Here is a 14,194-nt window from a genome sequence, read left to right on the forward strand (position 1 = left end):
GCCCCCGCGCCGCGCGGGGGCCGACCCGCGTCGCCGAGGTGGGCGGGCGGACTCGGGACCGGGCCGCTGGAGGAGTACTGCCCCCGTGCCGCGCGGTCGCGGCCGGCTGGTGTGGTTGCCTCCTGCGCCACCGTGTCACATCGCCCCCGTCCGCCGCCGGCCCACGGCTCCGGCCGCGGTGGCCCGGTGCCGCCGCTCGGTCACCCCCCGAGGGCGGCCGAGCGGGGCCGGGGTGTGCCGCTTCCTCCGAATCTCGGGTTCGGCCACTCCCCGCCCGGGGCGGGTGGGGGCCAGGGCGTGTCCTGTGGATCCGGTCGGACCCGGCCGCGGCGTCGGGGTGCGTGCCCCGGCGTCGCGGGCCGGGCAGTGATCCACAGGACACGCCCTAAGCCGGGGTGGTGGTGGCGAGGAGGGCGGCGCAGGCGGTGGTGGCGAGGTGGTGGGCGCGGGTGCGGGTGGTGTCGGGGAGGCCGAGGGCGACGGGGACGGCGAGGCCGTCGAGGAGGGCGCGGATCTGGACGGCGCGCTCGGCGGCGTCCCCGGGGGCGAACAGTCCGGCCGCGGTGCCCTCTTCGAGCAGGGCGACCAGGTCGGCCTGCCAGGGCGCCTCGATCTCCTGCTGCCCCTGCCGCAGCTCCTCGGCGGCGGGGGAACGCCCCCACACCTCGACCCAGAGGATCCAGCGCGGGTCCCCCGGGCCCTCCGGCAGGTACAGCGCGGCGTAGTCGTCGAGCCGCTGACGGACGTCGCGCGCGCCGTCGGCGAGCATCGCCCGGCGGCGGGTGCCGAGTTGCTCCTCGCTCCAGCGCAGGGTCTCCAACAGCAGCTGGTCCTTGCTGCCGAAGTAGTAGAGCAGGTGCCCGGCGCTCATCCGGAGCTGCTTGCCCAGACCGGCCATGGTGAGCTTGGCGAGTCCGTGTTCGGCGATGGCGGTCCGCGCGGTGGCGAAGACCTCCTCGCGGGGGCGGGCGGGTCGGCGCGGGCGGGCGTCGGCCATCGGTGCTGCTCCTCCAGGGTCGACCCGGTCAAGTGGCCCCACGATACGGGCCGTGTCCGACAGTCCACGGAAAGGGAAGGCGGCCGTTTCGGTGTCCGGTTCCTCCGGGTACGTACCGGGCAGGACGTTCCCGATCCGAGGGGGTGGCCCATGGCCGCACTGATCGTCCTGTTCGCCGCGCTCGCCGTCGTGGTGACCGGCCTCGCGGTGTACCTTCACCGGCGCGGCAACGGCCCGACGGAGAACCTCGACGGGGTGCTCGCCGAGCAGGAGCGGCTTGCCCGGGTCAGGGCCCTCCGCTCCTGCTGCAGCTCCGTCGCGATGCACAGCACCCACGGGCTCACCACCGACGAGCTCGCGGGGCGCCGCCGGTAGCGCCGGCGGCGGGGTCAGGCCTTCGGCTGCTGCTGGGTGATGCAGTGGATGCCGCCGCCGTTGGCGAAGATCTCGCGCGCGTCGACGAGTTCGACCGTGCGGCCGGGGTACGCCTCGGCGAGGATCGCGGCGGCCTCGTGGTCGCGCGGGTCGTCGAAGGCGCACAGCACGACCACGCCGTTGGCGACGTAGTGGTTGATGTACGAGTAGTCGACCGGCTCGCCCTCCTCGTCCAGCAGGACGGTGGGGGCGGGGAGCTCGACGACCTCCAGGGTCCGGCCGCGGGCGTCGGTGGAGGCCCGCAGGATCGCCACCAGTTCCTGGCAGACGGCGTGGTCGGGGTGCGCCGGGTCCGGCTGGACGTGTGCGACGACGACGCCGGGGCGGACGAAGGAGGCGACGATGTCGATGTGGCCGCGGGTGCCGAACTCGTCGTAGTCGCGGGTGAGTCCGCGCGGCAGCCAGATCGCCTTGGTGGTGCCGAGGAAGGCGTGCAGTTCGGCCTCGACCTGCTCCTTGGTCCAGTCGGCGTTGCGGCCCTCGCCGAGCTGGACGGTCTCGGTGACGAGCACGGTGCCCTCGCCGTCGACGTGGATGCCGCCGCCCTCGTTGATCAGCCCGGACGCGAACCGGCGGACCCCGGCCAGCCCGGCGACGTGCTCGGCGATGTGCTGGTCGTCGTCCCAACGGGCCCAGGACTGCGCGCCCCAGCCGTTGAAGACCCAGTCCGTGGCGGCCAGCCCGCCCCGGCCGTCGATCACGAAGGTCGGACCGATGTCGCGCATCCAGGCGTCGTTCAGCGGGCGCTCGACGATCTCCACCTCGTCGGCGACGTACTTGCGGGCCTCCGCCGTCTCCCCGGTGTTCACGACCAGGGTGACGGGCTCGTACCGGACGACGGTGTTGGCGACGTTCGCCCAGGCCTCGCGCGCGGCGTGCAGGTGGTCGGGGGTGTCGAAGGTCGGGTTGTCGGTCGGGAAGGCCATCCAGGTCCGGTCGTGGGGGTGCCACTCGGCGGGCATCCGGTAGCCGAGCGGGGCGGGGGCGGGGGTGGTCATCGGGACGTCCTTCGGTGCGGCGGGTGATCGGAGGAGGAAGAGGCGGAGGAAGGGGGAGAGGGGGAGGAAGGCGATCAGAGGAAGTACAGGCGGCCGAGCGGGACGCGGTCGGCGGGTTCGGAGCGCAGCGGGGTGCCGTCGAGCGAGACCAGGCCGGCCCCGGTGACCTCGACGCGGCCCAGCCGGGTGTTGCGCACCAGGTCCCGGGGGCCGATGCCGCGGGTGCCGCGGACACCGACGCGCCGGCGCCGGGTGGGCAGGCCGTCGGCGGCGCGGTCGGGGCCGGCGCCGTCCGCGGCGGCCTGTGCCACGAAGGCGACCGAGAGGTCGGCGGCGGTGGCGCCGTGCGCGCCGAACTGCGGTCCCAGGACGAGCGGTTCGCAGCCGTCGGTGGAGGCGTTGGGGTCGCCCGCCACGCCGTACGCGGGGAAGCCGGCCTTGAGGACCAGTTCCGGTTTGGCGCCGAAGTGGTCCGGGCGCCACAGCACGATGTCCGCCAGCTTGCCGGTCTCGATCGAGCCGACCTCGTGGGCGAGGCCGTGGGCGACGGCGGGGTTGATGGTCAGCTTGGCGATGTAGCGCAGCACGCGCTCGTTGTCGTCGCCGCTCCCGGTGCCGCCGACGGAGCCGGTGCCACCGGGGCCGTCGAGCGGGCCGCGTTCGGCCTTCATCCGGCCGGCCAGGGCGAGGGTGCGGCGCACGGTCTCGCCGGCCCGGCCCGTGCCCTGGGCGCCGGAGGAGGTGATGCCGATGACGCCGAGGTCGTGCAGGACCCCCTCGGCGCCCGTGGTGCCGGCCCGGGCGCGGTCGCCGGCCGGGGCCGCGTCGCCGGGCAGCCCGGACCCGTGGCCGTGCGCGGAGACGATCATGCCGACGTGCTCGCCCAGCGTGTCCCGGCCGAACGGCAGGGTGGAGTCGGTGGAGGAGCCGAGGACGTTGGGCAGGCCGGCCATCCTCAGCCCGTCGGGCACGTGGCCGCCGCCGCAGCCCTCGACGTGGAAGGCGTGGACGGTCCGGCCGTCCAGCACCGCGAGGGTGTCCTCGACGGACAGGCTCTCGTTGAGGCCTTCGGTGTGCAGGGCTACCTGCACGTCGTACTCCTCGGCGACCCGCAGCGCGGTGTCCAGGGCGCGGGCGTGGGCGCCGGTGTCCTCGTGCACCTCGAAGCCGGCGGCGCCGCCCTCGACGAGGGCCTCGATCAGCGGGGCCTCGTCGGAGGAGGAGCCGCGGCCGAGGAGGCCGACGTTGACCGGCCACGCGTCGAAGGCGTGGAAGGCGTGCCGCAGCGCCCACGGCGAGTTGACGCCGGTGCCCCGGACCGGGCCGAACTCCTGGCCGAGGAGCGTGGTGACGCCGGAGGCCAGTGAGGCCTCCATGATCCGTGGCGACAGCAGGTGGGCGTGGGTGTCGACGGCGCCGGCGGTGGCGATCAGGCCCTCGCCGGGGACGATGGTCGTCCCGGTGCCGACGACCACCTCGACGCCGTCCAGGGTGTCGGGGTTGCCGGCCCGGCCGATCGAGGCGATCCGCCCGCCGATCAGTCCGATCGAGGTCTTGCGGACGCCCTGGACGGCGTCGATCAGCAGGACGTTGCTGATCACCACGTCGCAGGTGTCGCGGACGGCGGCTGGCCTGAGGTGCAGGCCGTCGCGGGCGGTCCGGCGGGAGCCGGACAGGAACTCGTCGCCCGGCCGCTGGGAGTCGGACTCCACCCGGACGATCAGTCCGGAGTCGCCGAGCCGGACCCGGTCCCCGGCGCGGGGGCCGTGCACGGAGACGTAGTCGTGGGGGGTGATGCGCGTCACGTCTCGGCCTCCACGTCGTCGAAGTCGGTGAGGTAGCCGGTGGCACGGGCCCTGGCCAGCGCGTTCTCCTTGGCGCCGGGGGCGTCCAGCGGGCCGTCGACCAGGCCGGCGAAGCCGACGGCGACGCGGGCGCCGCCGATCGGGACGAGGCCGACCTCGACGGTGCTGCCGGGGTCGAAGCGCACCGAGGACCCGGCCGGGACGGCCAGGTGGGTGCCGTAGGCGGCGGCGCGGTCGAAGGCCAGACGGGGGTTGGACTCGAAGAAGTGGAAGTGCGAGGTCACCGAGATCGGCACGCCGGAGGTGTTGTGGACGGGCAGCACGACGGTCTCCTCGACCGGGTCGTAGCCGGCGCCGTCGCCGGTCAGCGTGCCGCCGGGGGCCTCGTCGCCGAGCGAGCCGGCGCCCCGGAACGGGTCGTCGACCACGGCCAGCCGGGTGCCGTCGTCGAAGACCGCCTCGACCCGGACCGAGGTGACCACGTCCGGCACGCCGGGCAGCACGTCGGCGGCGGTGAGCACCGAGCGGCCGGCCTCGACGGCCCCGGCGAGGCGCAGGCCGTCCCGGGCGGCCTCGCAGACGGTGTCGGCGATCAGCGCGGTCGCCTCGGGGACGTTGAGGCGGACGCCCCGGGCGCGGCGGGCGCGGGCCAGTTCGGCTGCTGTGAAGATCAGCAGCCGGTCCCGCTCGGTGGGGGTCAGTCGCACGATTCCTCGCTCGCGGTCGCCGGGAGGGGCGGAGACCGTTTGAACGGCGTTCAAACATCTCGGGTCATTGAACCCGGAGCCGCCCGTCCTGTCCAGCCTCGCGGCTCGCGCGCCATCCGGCTCGCTGGGAGCGCGCCGGGGTGGGGGCGGGGCGGGGCGGGGCGGCTCCCCGGGATCGAAAACTGCCGCTGTGCTTCGCAAACCTGTCCGGCGGGGGCAGTTGGATCACGCGGAATGTCCCGTGCCCCTTTCACCCCAGGTGATCGCCCGGGTGCCGTTCCAAATGCCGAAAGCTGGGCATGACGATGGTTGGTCAGTACCAAGGGGGCCGACCGACCGGCGGGGGATCCGGATCGGCGGCCCGGAACCAGGGCGGGGGCAGGGGTGATGGACGGTCAGTCGCGATTCCCGCGGCAGCGGACAAGTTCGGGGGGAGCCTTCCGGGTCACCGGGACCGGCCAGGGCACCCCGTCACACACGGCGAGCACCGCGCAGACGGCGTCGAGCGTCACCCGGCCGGGTTCACCGGCGCCGGGGTGCGCGCTCAACCGCCGGCTCCACCTGGCACTGGAGGCCGCCGACCTGGTCGCCGTCAGTGCGGTCCGGCACCGGCTGCGCGCCGCGCTCGGCGTCTGGGGGGTGCCGGAGCTCGCCGACACGGCGGAACTGCTCACCTCGGAACTGGTCACCAACGCGCTGCGGCACACCGGCCAGGGTGCGGTCTTCGACGCGCTGATCACCGGTGACCACCGGCTGCGGATCGAGGTCCAGGACGGCACGGCCCGGCTGCCCGGCCGCCGGCGCGAGCCGGAGACCGAGTACGCCACCTCCGGCCGCGGGCTGCTGCTGGTCGAGGCGCTCGCCGACGACTGGGGGGTCCAGCTGCGCGGCGACGGCAAGGTCACCTGGTTCGAGCTGACCCTCGCCGGGGCCTGACACCTTCCGCCGCGGCCCGACACCTCCTGCCGGGCCCGACGCGCCGCACCGGGGCCCGGCGCTCCCGCGCCGCCGCCCCGGCCGTGGGCCGGCCCCCGCCCGGGGCGCCGTCCGGACCGCGCTCGGCCGGGGTTTGCCCCATCGGCACTGTTCGCTGTCGAACGATGCCCGGGAGTGAAGGCGGGTGCCAAGATTTCCGGCCCGGCGCCATTGCCGCTCGGCCGAACATTGGCCAGGATGGTGTGAATGTGTGCCCACGTGCGGGAAGCGGCGGGGAAATCCCACCTCGACCGATGACCGTCCGACGGCACACGACCGTCGAGCACCACCCACCACCCGCCATGCGGCCCGTCCGGACGGTCGGCGCGGACCGCCACGGCAGCGGCAGGAGCAGCATGCCCACAGAGCCCGAGTCACCGGGGCCGGCCCTCCCGTCCGGTCCTCCCACGACCGGCTCCGGGCGGGCCAGACCGCCCGCGCAGGCGGCCCGGCGGCACGCGCTGCGCACCGCCCCCGGTCTCGCGGCCGGCGGCCGGCTCGCGCCCATGCTCTCCGGTGGCCTGCCGGTCTCCCCGGGCGACACCACGCCGGACTGGCTGGAGCCCGCGATGGCCGCCAACGGCATCGGCTCCTTCGACTGGGACATCCGCCGCGACGTCCTGGAGGGCGACCAGCGCGCCTGCGCCATCGTCGGCCTCGACGCCCTGGAGAAGGGCCGCTTCGACCGCTCCTCCGCCTCCTTCCTGGCCCTGCTCCACCCCGAGGACGCCCCCGTGGTGCGCCGCCGGGTCGAACGCGCGGTCGCCGAGCTGGGCCAGTGCGGCGCCTACTACCGGACGGTCGGCCCGAACGGCGCCATGCGGGCCGTCCGGTTCCGCGGCCGGGTCCTCGCCGACGCCTTCGGCCGCGCCTCCCGGATGGTCGGCTTCGTCTGGGACGCCACCGTCGAGCTGCACAAGCGGGACCGCGCCGACCGGATGGCCCTGCTGCGCGAGGAGCGCTCCCGCTTCATCAAGGAGGCCGCCCGCGCGCTCTCCGAGGCCGTCACGGTGCGGGACGTCGCCCGGGTCTTCACCGAGCTCCCGCTGCCCGGCCTGCCGCCGGACGGCCTGGTGCTCGCCTCCTTCGAGGCCGGCCGGGTGCAGATCCTCGGCGCCTCCGGCTACCGCACCGACGAGCTGACCGGCTACGACCGCTCGCTGCTGCCGCCCAGCCACCCCGCCGCCGAGGCGCTGCGCAACCGTGCGCCGGTGTTCTGCGCCAGCCGCGAGGAGTACCGCGAGCGCTACCCGGACGTCTGGGAGCAGGCCCGCCGCACCACCCGCAGTTCCTGGGCCTTCCTGCCGCTGGTCGCCAGCGGCCGGGCGATCGGCGTCTGCGTGGTCAGCTTCGACGACGACCGCCGGCTCGACGCCGACGAGCGCACCCTGCTCTCCACCCTCGGCGGCCTGGTCGCGCAGTCCCTGGCCCGGGCCCGGCTGCACGACGCCGAGCACGAGCTGGCGGCCGGTCTGCAGCGCGTCATGCTGCCGCGCACCGTGCCCTCCGTGCCGGGCGTCACCACCGCGGTCCGCTACCTGGCGGCCGGCTCCGGCCTGCAGATCGGCGGCGACTGGTACGACGTCGTGCCGCTGCCCGGCGGCCACGTCGGCCTGGTGATCGGCGACGTCCAGGGCCACGACGTGCACGCGGCCGGCATCATGGGCCAGCTGCGGATCGCCCTGCGCGCCTACGCCGCCGAGGGCCACCCGCCCGCCGCGGTGATGGCCCGGGCCTCCCGCTTCCTCGCCGACCTCGACACCGACCACTTCGCCACCTGCACCTACGCCGAGGTCAACGTGGACTACGGCGTGGTCTACGCCGTCCGGGCCGGTCACCTCGACCCCCTGGTCCGGCGCGGGGACGGCACCGCCACCAGTGTCCCGGTGGCCGGCGGACTGCCGCTCGGCATCGCCCCGGACGAGGAGTACCGGGTCACCCGGTTCAGCCTCGACCCCGGCGAGACCGTGGTGCTCTGCACCGACGGCCTGGTCGAGTCGCGCGGCCTGGACCTCGACGAGGGCGTCGCCCGGCTCGCCTCGGTGCTCTCCGAGCCGCTCGCCGACCCCGTCGGGACCGGCCGCGACCCGCTGGAGGAGCTCGCCGACCGGATCGCCTCCCGGGCCGCCGACTCCAGCGAGCGCGAGGACGACATAGCGCTGCTGCTCCTGCGCTGGGACGGTCCCGAGGGCGGCCTGGCCGCCCAGCAGCTGCGCCGCCGGATCGGCCAGGCGGACCTCGCCCGGATCTCCGAGGTCCGCGCCGAACTGCGCGACGCGCTGCGCCGCTGGGGCGTGGCGGAGCTGATCGACACCGCCGAGCTGCTCTCCTCGGAGCTGGTCACCAACGCCGTCCGGCACACCGACCGGGACGCCATGTTCACCGCCCGGCTCTACCGGGAGTCGGTCGCGGACGGCGGCCGGGCCCGGCTGCGGGTCGAGGTGGAGGACGAGTCGGACCTCTGGCCGACCCGCCGCACGCCGGGGGAGCAGGCCTCCTCCGGGCGCGGGCTGATGCTGGTCGAGGCGCTCGCCGACGGCTGGGGCGTGGAGCCCCGGGGGTCGGGCAAGCGGATGTGGTTCGAGCTCAGCGTGACGCCCGGGGAGTGAGGCCCCGGCCGGTCCCGGCGCCGCGGCGGGCGCCGGGGCGTCAGCCGAACTGCTGCTCCAGGTCCTTCAGCTTCTGCTCGATCAGGTCCAGCCGCGGCAGGCCGATGGTGTCCTCCTCGGTGGTGAGGTCGACGGTGCGCTGTTCGGGACGGGCCGGCAGGCCGGAGCGGGTCACCGTGCCCTCGACGGTCCCGGCGGCGCCGGGACCGTCGGAGGCACCGGCGCTCGCGGCGGTCGTCCCGGCCGGGCCCTTCGGGTCGTCCGGGGCGTTCGCTATGGCGGAGTCCGGGCCGGACTCCAGCTGGCGTGCCGCCGCCGCGCCGCCGCCGCGCTGGCGCCAGACGCTGTGCGTGCGGTTGATCGCGCGGATCTCGGCCCGTTCGCGGCGCCCCGCCAGCTTGCGGCGCTCCCGCTCCCGGGACCGCTCGCGCTTGTCGTCGCGGACCTCGTCGACCGCCTCGTCCAGGCTCCGCACGCCCTCCAGCAGCATCAGCGACCATGCCGCGTAGGTCTCGCGCGGGGCACGCAGCCAGCGGACGATCCGGATCTGCGGCAGCGGGCGGGGGACGAGCCCCTGCTCGCGCAGTGCGGCCCGGCGGGTCTGCTTGAGCGCCCGGTCGAACAGCACGGCCGCCGAGAGCGACATCCCCGCGAAGAACTGCGGCGCGCCCGCGTGGCCGAGACCGCGCGGGGCGTGCACCCAGTTGAACCAGGCCGAGGCGCCGGCGAACAGCCAGACCAGCAGCCGGGAGCCGAGCGCGGCGTCGCCGTGGCTGGCCTCGCGCACGGCGAGCACGGAGCAGAACATCGCCGCCCCGTCCAGGCCGAACGGCACCAGGTACTCCCAGCCGCCGGAAAGGCCGAGGTTCTGCACCCCGAAGCCGACCAGGCCGTGGAAGGAGAGCGCGGCGGCGACCCCGGCGCAGCAGAACAGCAGGGTGTACGACGCCCCGCCGTACAGGGACTCCTTGCGGCGCCGCCGCTCCTCGGTGCGCTCCCAGGAATCCGCGCCGCTCCCGGTGGAGGCGGATCCCCGGCTCCGGGCCAGGGCCACCAGCAGGGCGCCGGCCAGCAGCACCACAACGCCGGTGACGGCCCAACCGAGCGGTATGTCGGACAATTTCATCGCCTGGACCAGCCTCGCTCTCCTGCGTCGCAATTCCTGCGCCGTGACGGCGGGGACCATCATGGCGGATGCCCGGCCGGAGAATGACTGATTCGCTGTCAATGCGCTGAAGCGAGGGATTTCTGGCGGGGGATAATTAACATGGTCATATTTTTATGAGGAGTCGAATTCCGGGAATTCCGAGGTGGCGGCGCCGGGGGCGACCGGAGCGCGCCCGGCCTCCGTCAACCTCCGTCAACCGCGCGCGACACGGGGGCAGCCGGTGCACATCGCCGCCGCCTCGGCGGTGTAGACGAGGCAGCAGCTGGCCCGGCAGCGGCCGGAACGTTCGTTGCGTGCGGGAGGGCCGGCCGCCGGTGCGGTGAATCCGGCGCCCGGCGTGAAGGGCGCGCACTCCGGCGCGCCTGTGACTGCGGGGGCGAACAGCGCGGTGAGTTCCCTCCGGGCCCGCTCCTCCTCGCCGAGCAGCCCGCCGACGTACCAGAGCGCCTCGACCACGGAGTCCGTGGCCATCGCCCAGAGGGTGCGCGGCCCGCGCCGCACCTCCGGGCGGAAGGCGGCCAGCAGCGGGGTCAGGAAGTCCGCCAGCGCGGCCCGGAGCCCGGCGGCCAGCGCCGCCTCGTCGGGCACCGCCCGGGCCCGCGGCCGCTCGAACGGCCCCGCCGGGTCGTCGGGGAGGCAGAGGAAGGGGCGGCCCGGGCGGGCCGTCAGTTCACCGGTGCGGCGGCGGACCGAGACGTCGGCCGGTGCCAGCAGCGGCACCCGGCGCTCCAGGAACCACGGCAGGGTGAACAGCAGCGAGACCGGCCAGACGAACCGGTGCAGCCCGATCCCGGCCGCCACGTCCGGGCGCAGCGGCCGGCCGTAGCGGGCCAGGCCCTGCCGGGCGTCGTGGGCGATCAGCGCCCGCACCGCCGCCGGGTCGGCCGACAGCTGCGCCCCGGCGATCCACCCCGGGCCGCTGCGGGGCGGGGCGCAGTGCACCCGCAGTTCGGGGAGGACCTCGCCGAGCCGCCGGTAGGCGGCCGCGCCGGGGCCGCCGCCCGGGCCGGCGCCGGGGGCGTGGGTCGCGGTGGCCGGGGCCGTGCGGTGGCCGGGCGCGTCGGCCGCGCGGTCGGGGGCGAGGGTGCCCACGGCACCCGCGGCGGCGGTGACGCCCGTGGCGGCCGTTGCGCGCCGAGGGGCGTCGGCGTCCGCCGGGGGCGGCCCGTGGAGGCGAGCGGCGGGGGAGTCGGTCCGTCCGGAGGCTGCCGGGCGGGGCCCGGGCCGGGGGCTGCTCACGGTCATGGTCGTGCCCATCGGGTCGACCGGGGCCGCCGGACCGTCCGCTCCGTGCCCGCGCCGGGGCCGCCCGCCGCCGGCGCCCCGGGCGGGGCGGCGCCGTGGCGCCGCTGCGCCGCACGTCCGGGCCCGGCCGGCCGGGGCCTGGCGGAGCCCGGTAACGGCAAGGCGAACCTGGCCGGGTCACTGCTCGACCCGGCCAGGTTAGGCTCACCTTAGCTGATCGGCCCTCGGCTCTGCCTCTCGACGCGTCCGTCCGGGGGAGCGCCCGCCGGGCCTCCCGCGCCCAGCTGGCGCGCCAGCCAGACCGGCACGCCTCCGAGCGCCTGCACCAGCCGGGTCGCCTCCGCCCGCAGCCGTGCGGCCTCGTCGGGTTCGGACACCTCGGCCAGTGCCGCCAGCGCGGGCGCCACCCCCACCGTGAACCCCAGCTGCTCGCGCAGCCGCAGCGAGGCGTCGAAGCCCTCCCGGGCCCGGTCGCGGTCCCCGGCCGCGAGCGCCAGTGCCGCCAGGTGCCGCCAGGTCGACGAGCGCAGCAGCTCGTCGCCCCGTTCGTCCGCGCCGTCGTGCGCGCGGCGGTAGGCGATCCAGGCGGCGGTCGGGTCGCGCAGCAGGTTCTCCGCGACCAGCCCCCGGCGGAAGTCCAGCAGCGGCCGGCCCGGCGCGTCCGGCGGCAGCAGGGCGGAGGTGCGGCCGAGCGCCGCCTGGGCCTCGTCCAGCCGGTCCCGGGCGCCGAGCACGCTGGCGACGTAGGCGAGGAACCCCCGGGCGCAGGCCGCCGCCGCCCGCTGCTCGGTGGTCGCGGCGACGGCCTCGGCGAGCCGCAGCCCCTGCTCGGCCTGACCCCAGTTGGCGGCGGTGAACAGGCATTGCTCGATCAGCAGCTCGGCCCTGACGAGTGCCGCCGAGGGGTCGGTCTCGGCGGTCGGCCGCAGCAGTTCGGCGGCCTCCCGCCAGCACGCCCGGGACCGCAGCCGCCATACGGTGTCCCCCGGCTCCGGGGGCGCCGCCCGCCCCCGCCCGTCGCGGCCGCTCGGGCCCCATCCGTGCTCCGACAACGCCACCTCCTTGTGTGCGCCATCCAGCAGGACGCGGGCCCCTCCCCACTCGTGGCAGACATGCCACAGGCCCGCGCTGTGGCGGCAATTCAACACGGGGGCGAGCTTGTGCACCAGATCACGAGCGGAGGTTGTTGCGCTCGGGCGGCTTTTCGTCTAAACGATCAGCGGCGTGCCGGGCGTGCCGGGCGTGCCGGGCGTGCCGGGCGGGCCGGAGCGGGGCGGCAACGGGCCCCGGACATGTGCGGCCGTCCCCCCGGACGGGCGGGTACTGGCCGTGGACGGGCGGCTCCGGGCCCCGGCGCACCGGGTGCGGGCCCCGGACCGCTGCCGGACGGGTTCCGGGCAGGGCCCGTTCGGGGCCCCCGAAGGAGCCCCGGAGCCGCCCGGACGGGGCCTCAGGACGTCCAGCCGGTCTCCATCAGGGCCTCGGCGGCACCGTTCGCGGGCTGCGGCACCCCCGCCAGGTCCAGGCTGAACAGGGCGACCAGCAGCTGTTCCCCCCGCACGGTGGCCTGGTGCGAATAGCCCGCAAGAGTGAACATCGCGGCGGCCATCTCCTCCGCGTGCAGGGTCTGCAGCCACAGGCACTCGACCGACTTCACGTCCGCCGGCTCCGTCCAGGTGTCCACCTGCGCGACCATCCGGCTGCCCAGCAGGGTCACCCCGTCGCGCTCCTGGGCCTCCGTCAGCTCCAGGTCGTCGAAGCCCAGCCACTCCAGGTAGCGGGCGGCGGTGAACACCGCGTCCTGCGAGGTCCGCACCGGGTGCGGGCGGAACGGCGCGCGCCGGCGCCACGGCGCCGCGGGGGCACCGGAGCCCGTGGCCGGCGGCGCGGCGGCGGGCGCGTCCAGCGAGTGGGTCGGGCGCGTCGGGTACGGGTGGGAGGCCCGCGGTCCGGCGGCGGCGCCCAGTGGTCCGGCGGACGAACCGCCGCCCAGCCGGGTGGTGCGGTCCACCGGGAGCCGCACGGTGGCCCCGCAGTTGCAGGTGAACTCGGGCTGCGGCCACTGGTCGGAGCGCCCGCAGTGCGGACAGCGCATGCTCAGCCAGGAGTCCTCCCACGACCGGAACCGCACCTGCACCGGCACGCCGCCGCGCAGCAGCGGCACCTTGAGCGAGGCGCCGCACGGGCAGGGCAGCGACGGCGGCTCGTACAGGTGCTCGCGCCGGCAGGCGGGGCAGCGGATCGCCCGGGCGCCACCCGCCGCCCCCTGGCCGCGCCCGGCCGGGTCGTGTCCGGTGAAGTCGTCGGGCAGTCCGGGCATCGCGGGCACCGTCCGTTCGAATCGGGGGTGGGTGACGGGTTCCATGCTCCCCGAAAGCCGGAGGCCGCGGCGCGGAATGGGGCAATCCTCAGGGAGGAATCAGGGGTGTGCGCTCGATATCTCGGCGGTGAGGAGGAGGGCCCTCCCCCTCGCGTGGGATCCCGGTCCGTGCTCCGGCCGAACGGGCGTGAACGCGTGCGCCGCGGTGCGGCCCACGAGTCACCCCGCGCCCCAGCGGGCGAGGTCGGCGGGGGTGTCCAGATCGTCCGGGACGGCGACGTCGGCGCACTCGACCGGGACGAGGTCGTCGGTGTGCGCCGCCAGCAGGGCGCGCGCCCCCGTGTCGCCCCGCGCGCCCGCCACCGCCTCGGCGAAGTACCGGGCCCCGATCAGCACCGGATGGCCGCGCCGCCCGTCGTACACCGCCGCGGCCAGCTCCGCCCCGGCCCGGTGCGCGGCCAGCAGCCGGGCCACCGCGGCCGGGCCCACCCCCGGGGTGTCCACCAGCATCACGAGCACCGCCGGGGCACGGGTGGGCAGGGCGGCCAGGCCGGCGCGCAGGGAGGAGCCCAGGCCGTCCTCCCAGTCCGGGTTGGCGACCAGCCGGCAGCCCGGCAGATGGGCGGTCGACCGGACCCGTTCCCGCTCTGCGCCCAGCACCACCGTCACCTCCCGGCAGCCGCCCGCCCGGACCACCGCCACCGCGTGCTCCACCAGCGGCCGGCCCCGGTGGCGGACCAGCGCCTTCGCCCGCCCGCCCAGCCGCCGCCCGCCGCCGGCGGCGAGCACCAGCCCGGCCACCGCATCGCTCCGTCCCATGGGCCCAGCCTGCCCGTTCGGCGCCCGGCGGCGCAGCCCGGCCGGGATTCCCGGGGGACGCGGCGGCGGAGCCGACCACCGCCGGGGCGGCGGGTGCGGTGGAGAGGCGGGTGCGG

Annotated in this window: 12 protein-coding genes; 3 read left to right on the top strand and 9 right to left on the bottom strand. The window is 76.3% G+C overall.

All coding sequences use genetic code 11. The features are described from left to right. Positions 1-385: 385 nt before the first annotated feature. Positions 386-997 (bottom strand): TetR family transcriptional regulator C-terminal domain-containing protein, encoded by a 612-nt coding sequence (locus ACFCX4_RS06685; RefSeq protein ID WP_376139436.1) that lies wholly within the window; start codon positions 995-997, stop codon positions 386-388. Between the two features lie 150 nt (positions 998-1,147). Here ACFCX4_RS06685 and ACFCX4_RS06690 point away from each other — a divergent pair, with 150 nt between their 5' ends. Next, entirely contained in the window at positions 1,148-1,372 is a 225-nt protein-coding gene (locus tag ACFCX4_RS06690) for a hypothetical protein (RefSeq protein ID WP_376139438.1), read from the top strand. A 14-nt stretch (positions 1,373-1,386) separates the two neighbouring features. On the opposite strand, the gene ACFCX4_RS06695 is transcribed toward ACFCX4_RS06690, so the two are convergent. The 3 genes from ACFCX4_RS06695 to ureA form a co-directional block, all read right to left on the bottom strand. Next, entirely contained in the window at positions 1,387-2,430 is a 1,044-nt protein-coding gene (locus ACFCX4_RS06695; RefSeq protein ID WP_376139440.1) for an agmatine/peptidylarginine deiminase, read from the bottom strand. Positions 2,431-2,504: 74 nt separating this feature from the next. Continuing rightward, complete coding sequence (locus ACFCX4_RS06700; protein WP_376139442.1) at positions 2,505-4,235, bottom strand: urease subunit alpha; 1,731 nt, start codon at positions 4,233-4,235, stop codon at positions 2,505-2,507. Further along, positions 4,232-4,942: an urease subunit gamma gene (gene ureA, locus ACFCX4_RS06705; RefSeq protein ID WP_376139444.1), complete on the bottom strand. Its 711-nt coding sequence runs from the start codon at positions 4,940-4,942 to the stop codon at positions 4,232-4,234. The genes ACFCX4_RS06700 and ureA overlap by 4 nt, the downstream gene beginning before the upstream one ends. A 387-nt stretch (positions 4,943-5,329) precedes the next feature. Here ureA and ACFCX4_RS06710 point away from each other — a divergent pair, with 387 nt between their 5' ends. Continuing rightward, positions 5,330-5,878 (top strand): ATP-binding protein, encoded by a 549-nt coding sequence (locus tag ACFCX4_RS06710; RefSeq protein ID WP_376139446.1) that lies wholly within the window; start codon positions 5,330-5,332, stop codon positions 5,876-5,878. Positions 5,879-6,273: 395 nt separating this feature from the next. After that, positions 6,274-8,526, top strand: a complete 2,253-nt coding sequence (locus ACFCX4_RS06715; RefSeq protein ID WP_376139448.1) for a SpoIIE family protein phosphatase — start codon at positions 6,274-6,276, stop codon at positions 8,524-8,526. A 40-nt stretch (positions 8,527-8,566) separates the two neighbouring features. Here ACFCX4_RS06715 and ACFCX4_RS06720 read toward each other — a convergent pair whose 3' ends face one another. The 5 genes from ACFCX4_RS06720 to ACFCX4_RS06740 form a co-directional block, all read right to left on the bottom strand. Continuing rightward, positions 8,567-9,652, bottom strand: coding sequence for a DUF2637 domain-containing protein (locus ACFCX4_RS06720; protein ID WP_376139450.1), 1,086 nt, complete (start codon positions 9,650-9,652; stop codon positions 8,567-8,569). Positions 9,653-9,886: 234 nt separating this feature from the next. Continuing rightward, a complete protein-coding gene (locus tag ACFCX4_RS06725; RefSeq protein WP_376139452.1) occupies positions 9,887-10,786 on the bottom strand; it encodes a (2Fe-2S)-binding protein in 900 nt (299 codons plus the stop codon). Between the two features lie 362 nt (positions 10,787-11,148). Continuing rightward, complete coding sequence (locus ACFCX4_RS06730; RefSeq protein WP_376139453.1) at positions 11,149-11,991, bottom strand: hypothetical protein; 843 nt, start codon at positions 11,989-11,991, stop codon at positions 11,149-11,151. A 398-nt stretch (positions 11,992-12,389) separates the two neighbouring features. Beyond that, on the bottom strand, positions 12,390-13,259 hold the full coding sequence (locus ACFCX4_RS06735; RefSeq protein ID WP_376139455.1) for a hypothetical protein: 870 nt from the start codon (positions 13,257-13,259) through the stop codon (positions 12,390-12,392). A gap of 219 nt (positions 13,260-13,478) precedes the next feature. Further along, the gene (locus tag ACFCX4_RS06740) at positions 13,479-14,078 is read right to left on the bottom strand and encodes an NTP transferase domain-containing protein (protein ID WP_376139457.1); all 600 of its coding nucleotides are present in this window, start codon (positions 14,076-14,078) and stop codon (positions 13,479-13,481) included. Positions 14,079-14,194 lie beyond the last annotated feature (116 nt).

The organism is Kitasatospora sp. NPDC056327, assembly GCF_042261735.1.
In the GTDB taxonomy this organism is placed as follows: domain Bacteria; phylum Actinomycetota; class Actinomycetes; order Streptomycetales; family Streptomycetaceae; genus Kitasatospora.